The organism is Klebsiella sp. K-Nf6 (assembly GCF_002806655.1).
Lineage (GTDB): Bacteria > Pseudomonadota > Gammaproteobacteria > Enterobacterales > Enterobacteriaceae > Klebsiella > Klebsiella variicola.
Genome location: NZ_PIBN01000007.1, coordinates 26,549 through 47,068, shown reverse-complemented (window position 1 = coordinate 47,068; position 20,520 = coordinate 26,549). Strand labels below are relative to the sequence as shown.

The window sequence follows — 20,520 nt, the reverse complement described above, 5'->3', positions numbered from 1 at the left end:
CCGGGAGCATGCGTAAAAAAGATGACAGGAAAATGAACCGGACGCCGCAGCGCCCGGCTCGCCATCAGCCGGCGCTGACCTTCGTGGTGCGGAACACCAGCACAATCCCACCGATGATCGCCACCATACCGACCATCGCCGCCGCCGGCAGCCGGTTGCCCAGCAGCAGATAATCCAGCAGCGCCGTGATCGCTGGCACCAGATAAAAGAGGCTGGTGACATTGACAATATTTCCCGCGCTCAGCAGACGATACAGCAGCAGCTGGGCGACCACCGAAATCAGCAGCCCGAGAAACAGCACCGGAATAATCAACCCGGCGTTAACGGTAAACTGGAAGCCGCTGACCGGGGCAATCAGCAGGCACAACCCCAGACTGACGGCGTACTGCAGCGGCAGGACATCCGCCGGCGCCTGACGGCTGCGCTTTTGCCACAGCGCGCCAGAGGTCATCAGCAGCAGAGCCGCTAGCGCAAACAGGATCCCCACCATCGCCATCGGCGAGGCCGCCAGGCTGCGCCACACCAGCAGCACCAGCCCCGCCAGGGCAATCAGCAGTCCTGACAGCCGCCGCCCCTGCAGGCGACGCTCCACCACGCAAAGCGTGAGGATGGGCTGGATCCCCATGATTGTGGCGATAAGTCCCGGCGTCACACCGTTAGCCATCGCCTCGAAGTAACAGACCGAATAGCCGCCAATCAGCATCAGGCCGGTGGCCGCTGTCTGCAGGCGGGTGCCCGGCGCAGGCAGCCAGCGCCGACGGGCGATGGCCAGCGGCGTCAGCGCGACCAGGGCAATCAGAAAACGAAAGACCAGCAGCGCCATCGGCGAAGCGTTGTCCAGTCCCCAGCGGGTGAAGATGGCCGCGCTGCCCCACAGCAGCACAAAAATGGCCGTTGTCGCCTGCGAGGCGAGCAGAGAATAGCGAACGTGCATAGCATGCTCCAGAACGTCAAACACAAGGTATCAAGCGTCATACCGGCAGGTAAGCGCCTGCTAAAGACGGCGTTAAGCGCCGAAAACAACCCGGTCTGGAGGGGGAGGCGGTGGGCAGAGCGTGGTGAAGCAATGATGAGGCGCAGACGTCATCCACCCCGCGTCGAAAGCGGCGCCGGGCAAAGTCTCACCAGAGATGGCGTAATGCGTCATGGAATGCCTCGTCAAATGTTTAATCAGAATCCTGGCACAGGCCGTTCGGAAGTGACAACTGCCTTTTATGGGTGATCTCTCGGCTGGTTGTTTATTTTTAATCGTAAATAAACGTAAAGGCGGCCTCGGCTTATTCAGCCGTTCTTTTTAATCGGCTATAAAACAAAGCAGTCTGCTTGCTACTTCGAAAATAACGATATGAAGCCAAAACTGACGCATGCTCTCTTTTTAATTCCTTTTTTGTTGTTGGCAGGATGCTCCTCCTCACCGAAACAGGCAAAGAACACAAAATCTCATGCGGATATGACCATTGACGGCGGATCGGACGATCTGATCCCGGTGGTGGCGGCCCTGCATGACCAGATGCACACCTGGCAGGGTACCCCCTATGAATGGGGCGGTACTGAACAAAGCGGCGTCGACTGCTCGGGTTTCGTCTGGCGCACGCTGAAGGATCGCTTTAACCTGCCGATGGAGCGGATCACCACCCGCGAGCTGTTGCACATGGGCGTGCGGGTCAATAAGCGCGATTTACGTCCCGGCGATCTGGTTTTCTTCCGCACCCGGGCCGGGATGCACGTTGGCTTTTACGATACCGATCATAATTTCCTTCACGCCTCGAGCAGTCAGGGCGTGATGCGCTCTTCGCTGGACAACCCTTACTGGGAGTCGGCGTTCTACCAGGCGCGCCGTTTGCCGAAGGAGTATAACGCGCAGATCACCATGAACAGCGACACCCTGCATCTGGCGAAGAATCGCCGCTAAAAAAAAGCCGCAGCCAGGGCTGCGGCGGGTGGTTCTGCGGTTAATCAGAACTGGTAGGTCATGCCCAGCGCGACGATGTCGTCATCGTTGATGGCGAGTTTGTTATCGCTTTTCAGCTGGTTAATTTTGTAATCCACGAAGGCGTTCATGTTTTTGTTGAAGTAGTAGGTCAGGCCCACATCAATGTAGTTAACCAGATCTTCGCTACCCACCCCTTCGATGTCTTTCCCTTTCGACAGCACATAGCCGAGGGACGGACGCAGACCGAAGTCGAACTGATACTGCGCCACCGCTTCAAAGTTCTGCGCTTTGTTGGCAAAGCCGCCGCTGATCGGGGTCATTTTGCGGGTTTCAGAGTACATGGTCGCCAGGTAGATATTGTTGGCGTCATATTTCAGGCCGGTCGCCCAGGCTTCCGCTTTGGAACCCTGACCGCGGGACAGCAGGTTCTGCGCGTCGGTACGGTCGGAGCTGGTGTAGGCCGCGCTAACGGCGAAGTCGCTGCCGCCGAAATCATAGCTTAATGAGGTACCAACGCCGTCGCCGTTCTGTTTCTTCGCTTCACGGCCTTCGTTTTTACCCTGGTACTGCAGGGTCATATCCAGACCATCCACCAGACCGAAGAAATCGGTGTTGCGGTAGGTCGCCAGGCCACTGGCACGCTTGGTCATAAAGTTATCGGTCTGAGCAGATGAGTCGCCGCCGAATTCCGGGAACATATCGGTCCAGGCTTCCACGTCGTACAGGGCGCCAAGGTTACGACCGTAGTCAAAGGAGCCGTAGTTCTTCAGCTTCACCCCGGCGAATGCCAGACGGGTTTTCTGACTGGAGTCGCTCTCGGTTTTGTTACCGGAGAATTCAGATTCCCAACGGCCATAGCCGGTCAGGTCATCGTTAATCTGCGTTTCGCCTTTAATCCCGAAACGCACGTAAGTCTGATCGCCATCTTTGCTGTCATAATCGCTGAAGTAATGCATGGCTTTGATCTTACCGTACACATCCAGCTTGTTAGCGTTCTTGTTATAAACTTCCGCTGCCTGCGTCGCCGTTGAAGCCACAAAGCCCATCATCATTAATGCCAGAGTACTCTTTTTCATTATTCAGTCCTGGTGATTTATTTATACGCGCTATTCAATTGCGGGCACTCGCCCATCAAAAACAGGAGTTTTTTTAACGCCGGGATATTAAATATTTATGACAATGTGGAACTTTTTATAAAAAAGAGTATTTAAATGTATCTGACATATTTTTGTCACATACCCTCTCCAGAATGCCCGATCCCGCGCAATAAAATGGCGCGCCCGCCGCCCCGGGTGTTGGCAAGCGGGCCGACTCCTGCTACAACATCAGCTCGATATCGATATTCCTTTTGAACGGCAGAGAATCATGAGTGAAAGCCAGACGCTGGTGGTAAAACTGGGCACCAGTGTTTTAACAGGCGGGTCCCGTCGCCTGAACCGCGCCCATATCGTCGAGCTCGTGCGCCAGTGCGCACAGCTGCACGCCATGGGACACCGTATTGTCATCGTGACCTCCGGGGCCATTGCCGCCGGGCGCGAGCACCTTGGTTACCCGGAACTGCCCGCCACCATCGCCTCCAAGCAGCTGCTGGCGGCGGTGGGACAAAGCCGTCTGATCCAACTGTGGGAACAGCTGTTTTCTATCTATGGCATTCACGTTGGCCAGATGCTACTGACCCGCGCCGACATGGAAGACAGAGAACGGTTCCTCAACGCCCGCGACACCCTGCGCGCGCTGCTGGATAACAGCATCGTCCCGGTCATTAACGAAAACGACGCTGTCGCCACCGCGGAAATCAAAGTGGGCGATAACGACAATCTCTCCGCACTGGCCGCGATCCTCGCCGGGGCGGATAAGCTGCTGCTGTTAACCGACCAGCCAGGCCTGTTCACCGCCGACCCGCGTAGCAACCCGCAGGCGGAGCTGATTAAAGACGTCTACGGCATCGACGACGCGCTGCGCGCCATCGCCGGCGACAGCGTCTCCGGACTCGGCACCGGCGGCATGGGCACCAAGCTGCAGGCCGCGGACGTCGCCTGCCGTGCGGGGATTGATACCATTATCGCCGCCGGCAACCGTCCGGACGTCATCGGCCACGCGATGGAAGGCCTGCCGGTGGGCACCTGCTTCCACGCTCAGGAGTCTCCGCTGGAGAACCGTAAGCGCTGGATCTTCGGCGCCCCGCCGGCCGGTGAACTGACCGTCGATGCGGGCGCGACTCAGGCGATCCTCGAAAGAGGCAGCTCGCTGTTGCCAAAAGGCATCAAAATCGTCAGCGGCAACTTCTCCCGCGGCGAAGTGATCCGCATTCGCAATAGCGAAGGACGCGATATCGCTCACGGTGTCAGCCGCTACAACAGCGACGCGCTGCGCCTTATCGCTGGCCAGCACTCGCAGCAAATCGATGCCATTCTGGGCTACGAATACGGCCCGGTGGCCGTCCACCGCGATGATATGATCATCCGTTAAGGAGCTGAAAATGCTGGAACAAATGGGCATTGCCGCCAAAGCGGCCTCCTGGCAGCTGGCGTTACTCTCCAGCCGGGAAAAGAACCAGGTACTGGAAAAGATCGCCGATTATCTGGAAGCGCAGACCGACGATATTCTGCGCGCCAACGCGGAAGATTTAGCCGAAGCTCGCGCCAATGGCCTGAGTGAAGCGATGCTTGATCGCCTCGCGCTGACCCCGGCGCGTCTGAGCGGCATCGCCAACGATGTGCGCCAGGTGTGCAATCTGGCCGATCCGGTCGGCCAGGTGATCGACGGCGGGCTGCTGGATAGCGGTCTGCGTATTGAACGTCGCCGCGTCCCGCTGGGGGTGATTGGCGTGATTTATGAAGCGCGACCCAACGTGACGGTCGACGTCGCCTCCCTGTGCCTGAAAACCGGCAACGCGGCGATCCTGCGCGGCGGGAAAGAGACCTGGCGCACCAACGCCGCCACGGTGAAGGTGATCCAGCAGGCGCTGCAGGAGTGCGGTCTGCCGGCCGCCGCGGTACAGGCCATTGAGAGCCCGGATCGCGCGCTGGTGGGCGAAATGCTGAAGATGGATAAATACATCGATATGCTGATCCCCCGCGGCGGCGCTGGCCTGCACAAGCTGTGCCGCGAGCAGTCAACGATCCCGGTGATCACCGGCGGGATTGGCGTGTGCCATATCTTCGTTGATGAAACCGCCGAGATCGCCCCCGCGCTGAAGATCATCGTCAACGCCAAGACCCAGCGGCCGAGTACCTGCAATACCGTGGAAACGCTGCTGGTGCACCGCAACATCGCCGACACCTTCCTGCCGGCGTTAAGCAAGCAGATGGCCGAGAGCGGCGTCACCCTGCACGCCGCCCCTTCCGCCCTCCCCGCGCTGCAGAACGGCCCGGCGAAGGTCGAGCCGGTGAAAGCGGAGCAGTACGACGACGAGTATCTGTCGCTGGATCTGAACGTCAAAGTGGTGGCTGATATGGATGAGGCTATCGCCCATATCCGCGAGCATGGCACCCAGCACTCCGACGCCATCCTGACCCGCACCCTGCGTAACGCCAACCGCTTTATCAATGAAGTGGACTCTTCCGCCGTCTACGTGAACGCCTCCACGCGCTTCACCGACGGCGGCCAGTTCGGCCTCGGCGCGGAGGTGGCGGTCAGTACCCAGAAGCTGCACGCCCGCGGCCCGATGGGACTGGAAGCGTTAACCACCTATAAGTGGATTGGTTTCGGCGACGATACCATTCGTGCGTAAATGAGAACGGGCGATGCAAAAATAGGCAGTTGATTCCACTGGCTATTGACGCATCGCCCGCTAAGTTCTAACCTTTTGCCTCGTGATTCACGCTCGTGAACACCTCTTGCAGGGCCGATATAGCTCAGTTGGTAGAGCAGCGCATTCGTAATGCGAAGGTCGTAGGTTCGACTCCTATTATCGGCACCATTTCAATCAAAAAGTTACATAAGCCACTGTCTTTAAAAACCTGTTTGGGGTTACGCCTGGGTTACTTTTTCCCCCGCAACCAACGCACTTAAGCTCACTGTTCTTATCGCTGAACCAGGGCATCAAAACTGCCATACACTGTTCTGGATAGAGACCCCCACGATGCGATGTTTAAAAAGACTGTAGCTTCGATATGAAGTGTCTTATGGCATGCATACGCTTTTATATATCCAGCCTGAAAAAATATTTTTTATAAAATATCAATAAATTAATAGCATTTCATTTCTTAAAAAAACGTTAAACATGTTTAGAATTGTTAAGGTTAAAATCGAGTTTTTATCACAGGAACGCTCTCTCTTGTATCTAACAGAAGAGTTAGGGTTTCGAAGAGGTTTATTGCCTGATCAGGTTTCAGAGGGACCGCCAGAAAGCCGGTCCTGTAAGAGAGTCATTTCAGCTCCAGCGCTGTTATAACATGGTAATAGCCTTCCTGTGTTTAGAGCGCCGTTGCTTACACAAAGCGGATAGTTCGGGGTCAGTCCAGCAGGCTTGCCGGGCTATATCTGTGGGAAGGTACAGCCTCGAGTTCAGATGCGTACGCCGCAAGGTGGCTGGGCTGACCCAATCCATGCAAGCACCGTCCCTGATTTCCATGCCGATGGGCTGGTACGCTACGGCATGCCGAGAACATTCGCCCTCGGCAGGGGGTTAAGGGCGATCAGGCGCTAACCGTACGGATAAAATACCTGGCCAGCCAGTCCATCAAAAAGCCGATCGCGCCAATAGTCACAATCACCGCCATCAGGGCGGAATAATCCAGCCGGTCGCGAGCATCAAGGATGGCATATCCCAGCCCTGAGCTGACCCCCAACATTTCACAAGGCACCAGCACAATCCACAGGATGCCGATGGCCAGCCGGACGCCGGTGAGAATATGGGCGCGAACACCGGGCAGAATAATATGCCAAAGCGTTTCCCGGCGCGTCGCGCTCAACGAACGGGCCAGCAGCAGCCAGCCGGGCGGCAGTTGCCTGACGCCGCTGGCGGTATTGAGCAGCACCGGCCACACGGCGGCAAAGCTAAGCAAGAACCAGATCGGCCGATCGCCGATCCCCAGCAGCATCACGGCGACGGGCATCCACGAGAGCGGCGAGATCATGCGCAAAAACTGCAGAGCCGGCATCGCCAGGCGTTCGCTTGCCGCCGAGCAGCCCATCAGCAAGCCGCACGGGATACCGACGATCAGCGCCAGCCCCAAGCCAACCGCCACCCTCGACAAGCTGATGGCAATATTGCGCGCCAGCTCCCCCTGGGCAAGCATCTCCTGAAGGCTACGCAAGGCGTTTTCCGGCGCGAATAGCCCGGCCATTCCGCCGGCAAAGTGAGTGATTGCCCCCCAGATCAGCAGCAGCAGCGCCAGACCAGGCAGCGCCCAGCCAATACGGATTAAAATCGGTTTCATGGTGCGATCGTTTCCTCACGGTCAAACTCGCCGTCGGGAAGACCAAACGCGGTCATACCGCCGGCGCGGACGATACTTTGACGCACAAAATCCGACGCTACCAGATCGGCGGCGACTTGCTGCCCGTTGAGTCGGGCGAGAAAATCGCTATTGCCCTCCATCACCGTCTGCTTTAGCTGGTCGGTGAGCGATGCGAAATAGCTGGCGTACGGCCATGGCTGGAAATCAATCCGCTGCTGGTGCCACGCATCGTGGCGGATAGCGCCGTCCTTTTGCCAGCTAGCCTGCATCGCTGGCGTCGGCAACAGCACCTGGCGAAGCACGTCGGCGTCGTGTGGGGTATAGCGATGTTCATCGCTGTGCGACAGCAATTGGGCCGTTTCCGCCCGGTGCTGGCGGATCCACTGCTGGGCGTTAACCAGCGCGTCGGTCACGCTCTGGCTCCATGCCGGGCGCATGCTGAGATCGCTTTCGTGCATCATGACCACGCAGCAGGCGTGGTTTTGCCAGACATCGCCGGTAAAGCGCAGGATCCGCCCGACATGGCGTGTTTCGGCTAGCGCGTTAAAGGGCTCAGCGACGATAAAACCCTGAATCTGCCCGGCCGCCAGCGCGGGCACCATATCCGCGGGTGAAAGTACCAGCAGGCGAACCTGTTTTTTCCCCGGCGCGCCGGTGACTGTCTGCAGCCCGGCGCTGCGCAATATTTGCTGCAGCACCACGTTGTGTATTGAGTACCAGAAAGGTACGGCGACGGTTTTCCCCTCCAGCTCTTCGACGCGGCTAATTTGCGGCGCTACGGTCAGCGCCGAACCGTTGGTATGGTTCCAGGCCACCACTTTGGCCGGCAGCTTCGCCTGGTAGCGCGCCCAAATCGTTACCGGCGAAAGCATATGAATCACGTTCACCCGGCCGCCGATAAACGCCTCTGTCAGTTGCGACCAGCTGCGGAACATCACCGGACGCTCGGCCTTCACCCCGGCCTTGTCGAACAGGCCCAGCCCGTGCGCCACCAGCAGCGGCGCCGCGTCGACGATCGGCAGATAGCCGACTCTGACCGGCGCGTCCGGTTCAGCGGCGGCGCGCGCCTGCTGTTGCATTACCAGCGGTAGTGCGGCTCCAGCGCTCAGCAGCGCGCTCAATTTCAGAAAGTCGCGGCGCGACATCGCATCACACATCAGGCACATAGCGTTTCTCCGCATCGGTATCCGCGCGCACATCACGCAGTTTCTTCAATATGTCCAGCCGCAGGGCAGCGAGCGCCTCCAGCGCATTATCACGCGGATGCGGGATCTGCGGGCGCCATTCGCCCATCAGGCGGCCCGGAGCGCCGCCCAGCAAAATAACCCGGTCCGCCACCAGCAGCGCCTCATCAATGTCATGGGTAATCAGCAGCGCCGACATCCGGTGTTGATTCAGCACGGCGATCAGCAGCCGCTGCATATCATGGCGGGTGACTTCATCCAGCGCGCTAAACGGCTCATCAAGCAGCATCACTTTCGGCCGCCGCGCCAGACATCGGGCTAGCGCCACGCGCTGTGCCATCCCGCCGGAAAGCTGGGTCGGTAGCTTGCTGAGATGGGTAATCAGACCGACCGACGCAATCGCCTGCCGCACGCGTTCCTGACGTTCGTGCGCCTCAAGCCGCGGCTGATGGCGGAAATCGAGGCCAAAAGCGACATTCTGTTCCAGAGTGCGCCAGGGCAGCAGCGTGGGGTCCTGGAAAGCCACCGAAAGGTGGGGATGCGGGCCGTCCAGCGGCTGGCCGAGGTAGCTCACCTCTCCAGCCAGCGGCTTTTCCAGCCCGGCGAGGATCCGCAGCAGGCTCGACTTCCCGACGCCGCTGGCTCCCACTACGGCGACAATTTCATTTTCCGCCAGCGAAAAGTTGAAATCCTGCAGCAGGCGGGTCGTTGCCTGCCCGCGGTGATACCCCACCTCAAGGTGGCTGGCATGCAGTAACACGCTCATGCCGGCAGCCTTGCCAGCTGCTGTTTCAGCTGCACAACACTGGGGGTGACCAGCGGAAGGAAAGCACATTCGCGCCAGCGGCGCGCGGTCCGATCGCCCTGCGGCGATAGATAGGCCCGGCCTCCCGCGAGCATGAGTTCCAGCTGTATGCCGCTCATCGCCAGTTCGACCAGCCCGATACGTAGCCGGAACAGTTCACCGGGCTGCTGTACAAAGCGCTGGCTTTCCACCCCGGCGTAAAGGTCTCTGCGGATCTGGCGATAGCGCTGTGCCAGCGTCTGCCATTCCCCGCGCAGCACATGGCCGTCGCTTAATCGGTCGCGGCACTCGTCAAGAATACATTCGGCCAGCCCTAGCGCCATGCCGCACTGCAAACCGAGAAAACGCGGGCGCACCGCGGGCAAAAACGTCCGGGCGGCAGAATGGATCACCCCGTCTTTTTCCAGCGCGACATCGTCAAAGTGCAATGCCGCCGTGGCGCTGCCCTGCATCGCCATCAGCGCAAGATCGGCAGAGCGCGACACGCCGGCAAGGCCGGATCCGATGCTGGCGATGAACGGTTCACCGCCGCCAACAGGCTGAACAACCGTCACCGCCTGGAAACCGCGGGTTTGTAAATTGGTAACCCAGTGAAGCTGCCCGGAGAGCCGCCAGCCCCCCTCCCCGTCAGCTACGCCGCCGATCTGCAGCTCTTCGAGCCCGGAGAGGAATTTCATCGCGTTGGATAAACCCGTCGCCCCCGCCAGCTGGCCGGCCAGCAGATCGGGCAATATGCGATCGCATAACGCGCTCTGTGGCGCCTGCGTCAGGATGTCGATGTAGGTACGGTGTCCCCAAAACATAAACGCCGCCGTCAGCGAATGGCGGGCCACCGCGCTAATGGCATCAATCGCATCCAGCAGCGTACCGCCGCTGCCCCCGAGCGCCGGCGCGATCCCGATACGAAACAGGTTCGCTTGCGCCAGCTTTAGCAATAACGCGTGGCTAAGTTCACTGGAACGGTCGAGTTCCGCCGCCCGGTCGTCAAGCCACTCGCGTAATGAATGATGTAGCATGCGTACTCTCCTTCAGCAGAGAACGGGCCAGATTTAGTCGGACCAGGCCCACGGACTTAGCTCGGTATTGAGCGGCGTTTGCGCCAAGCTATTGGCGAAGTTGCACAGCGTGGCCAAGCTGACGCCGAGGATCACATCCAGCGCCTGGCGCTCGCCGTAACCCGCCGCGCGAAACGCCTGCCATGCCGCCTCGCTAACCGCGCCGCGCGTGGCGATGACTTCGCGGGCGAAGCTGGCAATGGCTTCAAGATGCGGGTCTGGCAGCGGCTGCCGCTTGCGTAGCGCCTGTAAATCGGCCGGAGACATGATCTTTTTCTTTTCGACCGTTGCGCTGTGTCCCGCCACGCAAAAACCGCAACCATGGACAGTTGCAGCAATTAATTGCACCGTTTCTCGTTCCGCTGCGGATAGACTGTTATTATTATTTATAGCGCCAACTGTTATATATGTTTGCAGCGCCTGCGGCGAATTAGACAGCGCCAGTAATAAGTTGGGAATAAATCCTGAAGAACGCTGGGCATTTTCCAGATAAGTTTTTGATTCCTCTGGAGCCGTTGCCAGGGTCTGCAAGGTAATTCTTGTCATAATTAGCCTCCTGTTAAATTACAATCAGTATGTTTTTATTGAACATGGGGAGCAATACTGATAAAAAGTTGATTATTGTTCATTCGTCCTTTCTTTATTCTTTTTTACTATGCTAAATAGCGAATGGTTATTAGATAATCTGAGCATTGAGAACTCCGTTTTCCATGTGGGCAAGTATTGCGGCTCGTGGAAAGGCGGCACTTCGGGCAGTGGAAAGGCCAGCTATCACCTGGTGATGGAGGGGCACTGCTGGCTGCATTGCGCCCAGCATTCCAGCGCGTTACGTCTTGAAAAAGGCGATATGGTTTTTATTTTACAGGATTGTCCATTCGTTCTTTCCTCCCATGAAAATGCGCAAAGCGCCTACCGCGCGCCGGTGCAGGAAATGCAGCCGCTGACTTACAAAGATGAGACCAGCACCGCATTAGCCTGCGGTTTTATTACCTTTAAAACCACCATTAGCCAGATGCTGTTGAGCTTTTTGCCGCAGGTTATCGTATTTAAAGCACAGGACGACCGGTCCGGCTCCATCGGCAAACTGGTGGCGGTGATTAATCGGGAAGCGACACAGACGGCGCTACGCAGTGAAAAGCTTATCGCTTCGCTGACGGAATTACTCTTTTTTATGGTGATCCGCCACTATTTATCCAGCCATACGGTGAAGACGCCGTTGGATAATATTCCGCTGACAACAGAATTCCTCAATCTGATGGCGGAGATTGTCTTGTTTCCGGCACGCTCCTGGACGGTGGAAGCCATGGCGCGCGCATCGGGCCTGTCGCGCTCGTGGTTTATTCAGCGCTTTAACCAGGTTTCGCCGCTGCCACCTGCAGAAATTGTGCGCCATATTCGCATTGCACTGGCCTGCCAGCACATCGCCGGCGGTGTAAGCCTGACGCAGAGCGCGGAACGAGTCGGCTATCTATCCCAGGCCGCGTTTAATCGCGCATTTCAACGCATCACAGGGGTCACCCCCGGCCGCTACAGTCAGCAGTGCCGGGACAACGCCGCCGCTCAGCAATTTCACGGCCGGAATTATCTGCAGATAAACGAAATCGTTTAACTCACCCCTGCTGCGGCATGGTTGATTGCGATCGGCCATGCTTCAGGCCATACTCTGCTGTGCGAGCGGAAATGACGCCGACAAAACGCCTGCGCTAAAATCTCGATCATCACGGACTCGTAATACTGTTATCCATAAAAACCACAATATTGTATATTTCGTTTTGTTTTAAATTACCTACAATAAAAAAGATATAGTTAAAAAAGAAGTAGTATCTATGCAACACCATGTTCAACTCTCCGACAGCATAATATCCAACAGCCAGACATTGGTGAATTCCGCCATACAATATATTTATCAAAATATAAAAAATAACATTTCAGTTTATGATATTTCTGAATATCTGCAAGTTTCCCGGCAATATGTGCATCGCATTTTCAAAAAACAAACCGGAATGACCGTCAACACCTTTATCAGCCATAAAAAAATCGAATATGCGATGATGGATATCATCCTCGGTATTGAAGATGCCGACTCGGCCTACCTTAAATATAATTTCAAAAGTAAACATGCGTTTTTCAATCAGATTCAGCATCTATATCCATACCACTCCTGCCTTACATAGCCTGCCGGCAGTCGCAGCACATAAAAAATAAATCGCTGCGCGCTGCCCCCCAATATCACTACCTCCCTGATACCATCTATCGGCGATGCGCTCAACCATTATCAAAATAATCGCTAACGAATAACGGAAAAATAACTCAGAACGAATAATAATTAATTAGAATCAGTAGTTATAACAACTGTTATATCGATTAACAAACAAACTGTTCATGTTGGTGAAGGATCCGCTGTGATGTAATTCACTGGTATTTTCGGGTGAATTAACCCGCACTCTGTTGAGAACACTATAATGAGCAATGATGAATTTTCGGATAATGAACGATTGAAACAGCAGAGCCAGCTTCTGCGCGGCACGATTAAAGAAGATCTGCATAACGAATTAACCGGCGGATTTCTCGGCGATAACTTTCAGCTGATCCGCTTTCACGGTATGTACCAGCAGGACGATCGCGATATTCGCCAGGAAAGAGCGGCGCAAATGCTGGAACCGCTGCATACGGTGATGCTGCGGGTGCGTTTACCCGGCGGGATCATCAGCCCGCAGCAGTGGCTGGGGATTGACGAGTTTGCGTCGCAGCATACGCTTTACGGCAGCATCCGCATCACCAACCGCCAGGCACTGCAGCTACACGGCGTGCTAAAACGCAATATCAAGCCGGTTCATCGGCTATTGCATCAGTTGGGTCTCGATTCGCGGGCGACGGCGGGCGACGTCAACCGTAACGTGCTGTGTACTTCAAATCCGGTGGAGTCAAGGCTTCATCATCAGGCTTACGAGTGGGCTAAAAAGATATCGGAGCATCTGTTGCCGAAAACAAACGCCTATGCCGAAGTCTGGCTGGACGGTGAAAAGATCGCACAGCCGGAAGAAGAAACCATTCTGGGCAACAACTATCTGCCGCGCAAATTTAAAACCGCGGTGGTCATTCCGCCGCAAAACGACGTCGATTTACACGCCAACGATCTTAACTTTATCGCTATCGGCGACAATGGGCAGTTGACGGGCTTCAACGTGCTTGTAGGCGGCGGCCTCGCGATGACCCACGGCGATCAGAGTACCTATCCGCGCCTGGCGACGGAGCTGGGGTATATTCCTTTGAACGCTACGCTGGCGGTTGCCACCGCCGTTGTCGCCACCCAAAGAGACCTGGGAAACCGCGCAAATCGACGCAACGCTAAAACAAAATATACTATCGATCGACTCGGCATTGAGGTGTTTAAAGCGGAAGTCGAGCTGCGGGCAGGCTTGGCATTCCAACCGCTGCGCCCTTACGCTTTCAGCAGTCGCGGCGATCGTATCGGCTGGGTCGAAGGGATCGACGGTAAGCACCATCTCACCCTGTTTATCCCCAGCGGCAGGTTGATTGATAAGCCCGGCAAGCCGCTCAAATCGGGCCTGGCCGCCATCGCCGCCGTCCACACGGGCGATTTTCGCTTAACCCCCAATCAAAATATCATTATCGCCGGCGTCAGCGAGCGCAACCGAGCACAGATTGACGCACTGGCGCAGCGCTATTCCCTGATTGATGACACGGTATCGCCGCAGCGAAAAAGCGCGATGGCCTGCGTCTCCTATCCCACCTGTCCGCTGGCGATGGCCGAGGCCGAACGCGTGCTGCCGGACATCGTCGATCGCCTTGACGCTATCTTAATACGTAACGGAATTGCCGATCGGGACGTGATATTTCGCGTCACCGGCTGCCCTAACGGCTGTGGCCGGGCGATGCTGGCCGAAATCGGCCTCGTTGGCCGCGCCGTGGGCCGCTATGACGTATACCTCGGCGGCAACCGCGAGGGAACGCGTATTCCTCGCCTCTATAAAGAGAACCAGCCGCTTGAGGAGATTATCCGCGACCTTGACGCGTTACTGAGCGCCTGGGCGCAGGCGGCTAACCCGGATGAGACGTTCGGCGACTTTGCGATACAGACGGGGATTATTCGCCCGGTACTGAACTCCAGCATCGACTTTTATCTGCAGGATTAAGATGGCCAGGCCGTTGGCGATTATTCAAATGGGCGATCCGCCGGCGGTCATCCGCCAGGAGGCAGGCGAGCAAAGCCGATGGTTCGTTCAGGCGCTCGCCTTAACCCGCGGGGAGTACCGGGTTTTTCGCCCGGATCACCATGAGCTCCTGCCCGCTATCGACACAATCTGCGGTGCCATCATCAGCGGCTCCTGGGCGATGGTCACCGACCGGTTGGCGTGGAGCGAGGAGACCGCGCAATGGATACGCCTCGCCCACGCCCTGAACCTGCCATTGCTTGGCGTCGGCTATGGCCACCAGCTGATTGCCCACGCGCTGGGAGGGCTGGTTGCGGATAACCCGCTTGGGAGTGAACATGGGCTTCAGCTGATCCAGATCGCCGAAAACAGCACTGCCCCGCTGCTAACGACATGTCCCGGTCGCTTCGCGGCCTGGCTTTCTCACCGGCAAACCGTGCTACGGCCGCCGGAAGGTGCCAGCGTACTGGCTTTTTCCACCCGGGACGTCTGCCAGATTCTGCGCTATAGCGACACGGCGTATTCGGTACAGTTCCACCCGGAATTTACCTGGGATATTATGGCCGCCTGCCTCAAACAGTGCGGCGAAGGGTTGGAAATGGCCGAGATGTCCGGCGAACCAGCCTGGCCACAAGAACTGCTCAGGCGCTTCTATTATCTCTGGTGCAAGGATAATGCCCCCCGCTTATGCCAGTCATAAGCATGAGAAAACGGTTTAATCGCTGCGGCAGGCAGGGCCTGCCTCCCTGCTCCACCAGTATTCGCTGATAGCCGGCAACCAGGAAAGAATATTGAATAGCAGTGATCTCCTCCCGGAAAGCAGTACCACTCTACATCAAGATAAAAGCCTCTCTGGGTTTACACCAGGGTTGCTTTCCCCTGGCGTCGCCCCCTTAAACTCAACGCACTTATCGCTGAGCAAGGACATCAAAACTGCCTCCCTGTTCAAACCGTTAATCCAGTAATTTCATCTCCAGCGCCCGGCTCATCGCTTGAGTGCGGCTATTCACTTTGAGCTTCGCGTAGATATTTTTGATGTGCCATTTGACCGTCTCGGCAGAAATAGCGAGGGAGCGAGCAATTTCTTTATTCATCTGACCTTCAGCGATCAGTTGTAATATCTGCAACTCTCGCTCGCTCAGCTCGCCATGAATATCGGGGCTTCCACTATTAAACGGTGTTCCATCTGCAGGCGCGCGCTTGCCGGCCCAGGGTTCATGGATTATCCCTTCCTCTGTACAAGCCAAAGAGGAATCGTTCATACCGATAAGCAAAGGTTGCAAGGTATCGCCAGCGTCAAGAAAGAGCCCCTTGAGATGCTGTTGTTCAGCCAGCTGCACGACTGGCTGAAATGTCGTGCGCGCTGCCGCAGTTTTGCCGCTGCTCCATAAGGCTAATGACCAGAGCGTACGCAGACGCGCTGCGGTTAACCTGTCCCCCCGGCTTTCCTGATCGGAGACCATCTCAGCCAGGAGAATACAGGCTTGCGGCGCCTGGCCTCTGGCGAGAAGAAGGCGACAGTGGCTAAGGGATGCAGACAGAGCGATAGCGCGTTGACAGGGGTGTTCGGCATCCATTCTGAAGCTGGCGGCCATTTGTTCGAGTTGTCGCTGCAGTTGCTCTGCGCCTGTGACATTGCCGCGCTGCAGTCGCACCCTCACCTGCTCGGCTAACATCATGGCCTGGAGCCGTTGCCAGCCGCGAGACACGGCAAGACGCTGCGCATGCTCCAGCAATCGCTCGGCCTCATACGGCATATCGCCATCCAGAGCCTGACGCGCGAGATAGGTATAGCAACGACTCAGCGCATCGGGTGGACTGAATCGGTCGATGAATTCGAGCCGGTCGGCTAACAGATGATCGGGCGAGTCGCCACTCTGACATTCATAGGCTATCTCCGCCAGCAGCGGCGCCAGCGTCGCGCCACTGGTCGACTGGGTACCGGTATAACATTCAGCCTGACGCAACGTTTTCTCTGCGTACCACCCGGCTTTCCCCAGATCGCCCTGACAAAGATGGCACTGGGCAATGATAAAAGCGCGATAAACCGAGACAAACAGATTATCTAAAGGACTTTCCGGAGAGGGCATATGCTGTTGAACCTCCAGCGCGTCGTGATAGCGCTGGTTAACAACATGGCAATAGCTGAGAATATTGCATATCAGACCATCAACCCAGGTGTCGCCGCAGGGCACTTCGGCCAGCAATGGCTGAACAATAGCCAGACTCTCCGGGATGTTTTCCGCAAAGGCTTCGCAAATTGCCCGCACAACCCGCAATTTACACCAGGTGCTGCGGGTTAAATCCTCACGATGATGAAGTACCATCTGATCGAGGTTATCAAGCAGCTGCCTCGACTCATCAAAGTGGAAATAATGCGCCAGTGCCCAGGCCAGATTAATTTGCAGGTCAATGCGCGAAGGATCGGTACTGGGCGGTAAATGATGCATCCATGAAATCAGGGTATCGATATCCCCTTCTTCCGCCAGTGACTGAGCGCTTGCGCCGTCCTGTACGGGGCTATGCACCGGCTTGCCTGCGCTGAGCGCATGGCGTACCGCCTCAGACCACAGCTTCTGTTCGACGAACCAATGACTGGCTAATTCATGTAGCTGTTTGCGATCAATATCGTTGTTCTGCTGCAGCATGGTCCGAAGATTTTCCTGCAACAGAGGATGGTAGCGGAACCAGTAGCCTTGTTCGTCAAGGGCTGACAAAAAAAGGTTGTGTCGCTCAATCCATGCCAGCATCGCTTTACTATCATCTCGTCCTGTCACTGCGTTGCATAATTCGGCATTTAACCGACTGAGGAAGGACGTTTTTACCAGGAAATCGAGAACCTCTTCCGGCAGCGGATCCAGTACCACCTCTTTCAGATAGCGGGCAATGGACCGTGTTCCTCCATGCATATTGCGCAACAGATGCTCGGGATCATGCTGTAATTCTGCGGACAATGAAGCGATCTTCATCCCTGCAATCCAGCCCTCTGTCACGGACTGTAGCCGCTGTGCATGGTGGTTGCTGAGGGGTAGCGCAACCGTGCGGCTAAAATAGTGTTTTGTTTCTTCGAGCGTGAATTGCAGGTCTCGATCATAGATTTCCACCAGTTGGTCCTGGGCCTGCAGCTGGCTCAGCGCAAGATTCGGGTGGAAACGGCTGCCAATGATCAGATGCAAGGCGGCAGGCGCATGCTTGATTAAATACCCCAGGGCTTCATAGACCCCACGATCGTTAATCACGTGAAAGTCGTCGATGATCAGGTATACGTCATGCGGGCAGTAGTGTAGCTGGTTAATGAGCCCGGCCAGCAGTTGCTCGGAGCTGGAGAGCTTCTGTTCTTCCATGTCACGCCAGAAATCGGCGTCCCAGTCAGCATAGAGAGGACGCAATGCTTGCAGCAGATAAGGAATAAACTGCCATACGTCATCATCATCCTCATCGAGGCTCAGCCAGGCGATACGTTCGCCCTGGGCGACCATCTGCTGATGCCATTGCGCCAACAACGTGGTTTTGCCAAATCCAGCGCCGGCGCAGACGACGCCCAGCCGGCACTGCTGAACGGGACTGAGAAGCTGAAGAAGCCGGGGACGCTCCAGCAATTGTATTGAGGAGCGAGGCGGGACGAATTTGGTCAGGATTAGCGGCAAGCCTCGCGTCAGCCGCAATGGCCCGGAGACCAGTGAGGGTGATTGGCGACCTTCTAAATCCAATGGCTTCATCCGTGGTGTCTACTCGTTTTGTTTTTTTCAATTGTACGCCAGCCCCCGGGATGACATGGGGCAGCCAAACTTTATTGCTACACAAAATTTAGAAAGTTTGACCTCAAGCATGAAAACCCCCACCTACCCCCCCATGAAGGTGGCTTCGCACTCCCTTTAACCGCTCGTAGATTCATTGCATGGGTGTGGCCAGGGTTATCCGCCTTGTCTGTTGGCCCCGCCTGGGTGACCTTTATTGAGGAGAATTAAACGATGCTCAGCAAACAGGCGTTATTGCAGGCTTACCGCAAGATGCGGGAGATCAGGACCTTTGAAGAGCGGTTACATCAGGAAAATACCAGCGGTGATATTCCGGGCTTCATTCACCTTTACACCGGTGAAGAGGCCATCGCGGTGGGGGTCTGCGAAAATTTAACGAGCGCAGATTTCATTGGTTCAACACACCGTGGACATGGCCACTGTATTGCTAAAGGTTGTGACATTCACGGCATGATGGCCGAAATATTCGGTAAGGACAGCGGGTTATGTCGCGGTAAGGGTGGCTCGATGCACATTGCCGATCTGTCGAAAGGAATGCTGGGGGCTAACGCTATCGTTGGTGGGGCCCCTCCCTTGGCCATCGGCGCCGCGCTAACAGCAAAAACGCTAAAAACCGGCAACGTCGGTGTCTCTTTTACGGGCGATGGTGGTTCTAATCAGGGCCTGGTCTTTGAAGCCATCAATATGGCCGTCGTGCTCCAGCTTCCAGCCGTCTTTATTTTCGAGAATAACGGTTACGGCGAAGGGACCGGCCATGACTACGCCGTGGGTGGGCGTGATATCGCCCGGCGCGCCGCTGGCTTCGGCCTGCCGGCAGTGACCGTCGATGGCACCGATTTCTTTGCGGTTTATGAGGCAACCTCAGAGGCGGTCAAGCGTGCGCGAGAAGGCGGTGGCCCAAGCGTCATAGAGGCCAAAGCCTTCCGCTGGCATGGTCATTTTGAGGGCGATCCCGCGCTATACCGCGCGGAAGGTGAAGTGCAACGCCTGCGTGAACAACATGATCCGCTGAAGATTTTCACCGCTAAGGTCAAGCAACATATCACCCAGGAAGAACTGGCGGCGATTGACAAGGAAGTAGAAGCCCTGGTCAACGATGCCGTATTGAAGGCCCGCGCCGCTGCCTATCCGGCTCCGGAAGACCTGCTGACAGACGTGTACGTCTCATACTGAGGGTGATAACCATGACAATAAAAACCTATCGTGAAGCGGTCAAGGAAGCCCTGGCTCAGGAAATGGAACGCGATGAACGCGTGGTGCTCATCGGTGAAGACTTGCGTGGCGGTCATGGCGGAAATGCGCCCGAAGAGGCGAAGATTGAAGCCTTTGGCGGTGTGCTAGGTGTCACTAAAGGGCTGTGGACGCAGTTCGGCTCCGATCGGGTGATCGACACGCCCATTACCGAGTCGGCCATCATCGGTATGGCGGCCGGCGCCGCAGCAACGGGTCTGCGGCCGGTCGCGGAACTGATGTTCATGGATTTTTTTGGTGTGAGTCACGATGCACTGTACAACCAGGCGGCTAAGTTCCGCTACATGTTTGGTGGTAAAGCCAGAGCTCCGCTGGTGATGCGAGGGATGATCGGCGCGGGGTTTTCCGCCGCGGCCCAGCATTCACAGTCACCCTATAATATCTTTGCCACCACGCCTGGACTGAAGGTGGTGGTGCCCTCGACGCCTTATGACGTCAAGGGTCTGTTAATCCAGTCCATTCGCGACGACGACCCGGTGGTATTCTGCGAGCATAAAATGCTGTACGACCTCAAGGGCGAGGTACCGGACGAGATCTATACCATCCCGCTAGGTGTAGCCAACTACACTCGCGAAGGAGAGGACGTCACCATCATTGCGTTGTCGGCAATGGTACATAAAGCAAACCAGGTGGCGGACAAACTGGCCAGAGAGGGGATCTCGGTCGAGGTGGTCGACCCGCGAACCATTTCGCCGCTGGATGAGGAAGGTATTCTGGAATCGGTGGCTTCCACAGGGCGGGTAGTGATTGTCGACGAATCCGCTGCACGCTTCGGTTTTGCTCATGATGTCGCGGCGCTGATTGCGTCCCAGGCATTCCATTTTCTCAAAGCGCCCGTTCTGCTGGTGACACCGCCACACACGCCGGTCCCGTTCTCCCCTGCTCTCGAAAAACTCTGGATCCCTGGCGTTGAACGTATCGAAGCCGCCGTCCGTCAAGTGCTGGAGGATTAAC

17 protein-coding genes and 1 tRNA gene are annotated in these 20,520 nt (G+C 56.6%); 10 read left to right on the top strand and 8 right to left on the bottom strand.

The window, feature by feature from the left end; translation table 11 throughout:
* Positions 1-64: 64 nt before the first annotated feature.
* A complete protein-coding gene (locus CWM61_RS13600) occupies positions 65-934 on the bottom strand; it encodes a DMT family transporter (RefSeq protein WP_100631405.1) in 870 nt (289 codons plus the stop codon).
* 411 nt (positions 935-1,345) lie between these two features.
* On the opposite strand from CWM61_RS13600, the gene CWM61_RS13590 reads away from it, so the two are divergent.
* Positions 1,346-1,912: an NlpC/P60 family protein gene (locus CWM61_RS13590; protein ID WP_004222859.1), complete on the top strand. Its 567-nt coding sequence runs from the start codon at positions 1,346-1,348 to the stop codon at positions 1,910-1,912.
* A gap of 44 nt (positions 1,913-1,956) precedes the next feature.
* Here the strand turns inward: CWM61_RS13590 and phoE are convergent, their stop codons facing one another.
* Positions 1,957-3,009 carry a phosphoporin PhoE gene (gene phoE, locus CWM61_RS13585; RefSeq protein WP_049163779.1) on the bottom strand — a complete coding sequence of 351 codons (1,053 nt, stop codon included), beginning with the start codon at positions 3,007-3,009 and terminating at the stop codon, positions 1,957-1,959.
* A 289-nt stretch (positions 3,010-3,298) separates the two neighbouring features.
* On the opposite strand from phoE, the gene proB reads away from it, so the two are divergent.
* The 3 genes from proB to CWM61_RS13570 all read left to right on the top strand — a co-directional run bounded on the left by proB (position 3,299) and on the right by CWM61_RS13570 (position 5,855).
* Positions 3,299-4,402 (top strand): glutamate 5-kinase, encoded by a 1,104-nt coding sequence (proB, locus tag CWM61_RS13580; RefSeq protein ID WP_008805306.1) that lies wholly within the window; start codon positions 3,299-3,301, stop codon positions 4,400-4,402.
* Between the two features lie 10 nt (positions 4,403-4,412).
* Complete coding sequence (gene proA, locus CWM61_RS13575) at positions 4,413-5,666, top strand: glutamate-5-semialdehyde dehydrogenase (RefSeq protein ID WP_008805305.1); 1,254 nt, start codon at positions 4,413-4,415, stop codon at positions 5,664-5,666.
* A gap of 113 nt (positions 5,667-5,779) precedes the next feature.
* Positions 5,780-5,855 (top strand) — tRNA-Thr (locus CWM61_RS13570).
* A gap of 718 nt (positions 5,856-6,573) precedes the next feature.
* On the opposite strand, the gene CWM61_RS13565 is transcribed toward CWM61_RS13570, so the two are convergent.
* From CWM61_RS13565 to CWM61_RS13545, 5 genes are read right to left on the bottom strand one after another with little or no spacing between them, the layout of a single operon-like run.
* Complete coding sequence (locus tag CWM61_RS13565) at positions 6,574-7,317, bottom strand: ABC transporter permease (RefSeq protein WP_100631404.1); 744 nt, start codon at positions 7,315-7,317, stop codon at positions 6,574-6,576.
* A complete protein-coding gene (locus CWM61_RS13560) occupies positions 7,314-8,504 on the bottom strand; it encodes an ABC transporter substrate-binding protein (RefSeq protein WP_100631403.1) in 1,191 nt (396 codons plus the stop codon). The genes CWM61_RS13565 and CWM61_RS13560 overlap by 4 nt, the downstream gene beginning before the upstream one ends.
* Complete coding sequence (locus tag CWM61_RS13555) at positions 8,488-9,288, bottom strand: ABC transporter ATP-binding protein (protein ID WP_100631402.1); 801 nt, start codon at positions 9,286-9,288, stop codon at positions 8,488-8,490. The genes CWM61_RS13560 and CWM61_RS13555 overlap by 17 nt, the downstream gene beginning before the upstream one ends.
* Positions 9,285-10,343 (bottom strand): acyl-CoA dehydrogenase family protein, encoded by a 1,059-nt coding sequence (locus CWM61_RS13550; protein ID WP_100631401.1) that lies wholly within the window; start codon positions 10,341-10,343, stop codon positions 9,285-9,287. Before CWM61_RS13550 ends, CWM61_RS13555 begins: the two co-directional genes overlap by 4 nt.
* A 33-nt stretch (positions 10,344-10,376) precedes the next feature.
* Positions 10,377-10,928 carry a carboxymuconolactone decarboxylase family protein gene (locus CWM61_RS13545; protein WP_074386784.1) on the bottom strand — a complete coding sequence of 184 codons (552 nt, stop codon included), beginning with the start codon at positions 10,926-10,928 and terminating at the stop codon, positions 10,377-10,379.
* A 109-nt stretch (positions 10,929-11,037) separates the two neighbouring features.
* On the opposite strand from CWM61_RS13545, the gene CWM61_RS13540 reads away from it, so the two are divergent.
* From CWM61_RS13540 to CWM61_RS13525, 4 genes are all read left to right on the top strand, one after another.
* Positions 11,038-11,991, top strand: coding sequence for an AraC family transcriptional regulator (locus CWM61_RS13540; protein WP_100631400.1), 954 nt, complete (start codon positions 11,038-11,040; stop codon positions 11,989-11,991).
* Between the two features lie 217 nt (positions 11,992-12,208).
* A complete protein-coding gene (locus CWM61_RS13535) occupies positions 12,209-12,556 on the top strand; it encodes an AraC family transcriptional regulator (RefSeq protein ID WP_100631399.1) in 348 nt (115 codons plus the stop codon).
* Positions 12,557-12,844: 288 nt separating this feature from the next.
* Complete coding sequence (gene cysI / locus CWM61_RS13530) at positions 12,845-14,539, top strand: assimilatory sulfite reductase (NADPH) hemoprotein subunit (RefSeq protein ID WP_100631398.1); 1,695 nt, start codon at positions 12,845-12,847, stop codon at positions 14,537-14,539.
* A gap of 1 nt (position 14,540) precedes the next feature.
* A complete protein-coding gene (locus tag CWM61_RS13525) occupies positions 14,541-15,257 on the top strand; it encodes a glutamine amidotransferase (RefSeq protein ID WP_100631397.1) in 717 nt (238 codons plus the stop codon).
* A gap of 253 nt (positions 15,258-15,510) precedes the next feature.
* On the opposite strand, the gene CWM61_RS13520 is transcribed toward CWM61_RS13525, so the two are convergent.
* Positions 15,511-18,276, bottom strand: coding sequence for a LuxR C-terminal-related transcriptional regulator (locus CWM61_RS13520; RefSeq protein ID WP_100631396.1), 2,766 nt, complete (start codon positions 18,274-18,276; stop codon positions 15,511-15,513).
* A gap of 252 nt (positions 18,277-18,528) precedes the next feature.
* On the opposite strand from CWM61_RS13520, the gene CWM61_RS13515 reads away from it, so the two are divergent.
* Positions 18,529-19,488, top strand: a complete 960-nt coding sequence (locus tag CWM61_RS13515; protein ID WP_100631395.1) for a thiamine pyrophosphate-dependent dehydrogenase E1 component subunit alpha — start codon at positions 18,529-18,531, stop codon at positions 19,486-19,488.
* Positions 19,489-19,499: 11 nt separating this feature from the next.
* Complete coding sequence (locus tag CWM61_RS13510; protein ID WP_002889881.1) at positions 19,500-20,519, top strand: alpha-ketoacid dehydrogenase subunit beta; 1,020 nt, start codon at positions 19,500-19,502, stop codon at positions 20,517-20,519.
* Position 20,520 lies beyond the last annotated feature (1 nt).

Coding starts and splice junctions, on each gene's coding strand:
- CWM61_RS13600 (WP_100631405.1), bottom strand. CDS start 934: ATGCACGTTCGCTATTCTCTGCTCGCCTCGCAGGCGACAACGGCCATT.
- CWM61_RS13590 (WP_004222859.1), top strand. CDS start 1,346: ATGAAGCCAAAACTGACGCATGCTCTCTTTTTAATTCCTTTTTTGTTG.
- phoE (WP_049163779.1), bottom strand. CDS start 3,009: ATGAAAAAGAGTACTCTGGCATTAATGATGATGGGCTTTGTGGCTTCA.
- proB (WP_008805306.1), top strand. CDS start 3,299: ATGAGTGAAAGCCAGACGCTGGTGGTAAAACTGGGCACCAGTGTTTTA.
- proA (WP_008805305.1), top strand. CDS start 4,413: ATGCTGGAACAAATGGGCATTGCCGCCAAAGCGGCCTCCTGGCAGCTG.
- CWM61_RS13565 (WP_100631404.1), bottom strand. CDS start 7,317: ATGAAACCGATTTTAATCCGTATTGGCTGGGCGCTGCCTGGTCTGGCG.
- CWM61_RS13560 (WP_100631403.1), bottom strand. CDS start 8,504: ATGTGCCTGATGTGTGATGCGATGTCGCGCCGCGACTTTCTGAAATTG.
- CWM61_RS13555 (WP_100631402.1), bottom strand. CDS start 9,288: ATGAGCGTGTTACTGCATGCCAGCCACCTTGAGGTGGGGTATCACCGC.
- CWM61_RS13550 (WP_100631401.1), bottom strand. CDS start 10,343: ATGCTACATCATTCATTACGCGAGTGGCTTGACGACCGGGCGGCGGAA.
- CWM61_RS13545 (WP_074386784.1), bottom strand. CDS start 10,928: ATGACAAGAATTACCTTGCAGACCCTGGCAACGGCTCCAGAGGAATCA.
- CWM61_RS13540 (WP_100631400.1), top strand. CDS start 11,038: ATGCTAAATAGCGAATGGTTATTAGATAATCTGAGCATTGAGAACTCC.
- CWM61_RS13535 (WP_100631399.1), top strand. CDS start 12,209: ATGCAACACCATGTTCAACTCTCCGACAGCATAATATCCAACAGCCAG.
- cysI (WP_100631398.1), top strand. CDS start 12,845: ATGAGCAATGATGAATTTTCGGATAATGAACGATTGAAACAGCAGAGC.
- CWM61_RS13525 (WP_100631397.1), top strand. CDS start 14,541: ATGGCCAGGCCGTTGGCGATTATTCAAATGGGCGATCCGCCGGCGGTC.
- CWM61_RS13520 (WP_100631396.1), bottom strand. CDS start 18,276: ATGAAGCCATTGGATTTAGAAGGTCGCCAATCACCCTCACTGGTCTCC.
- CWM61_RS13515 (WP_100631395.1), top strand. CDS start 18,529: ATGCTCAGCAAACAGGCGTTATTGCAGGCTTACCGCAAGATGCGGGAG.
- CWM61_RS13510 (WP_002889881.1), top strand. CDS start 19,500: ATGACAATAAAAACCTATCGTGAAGCGGTCAAGGAAGCCCTGGCTCAG.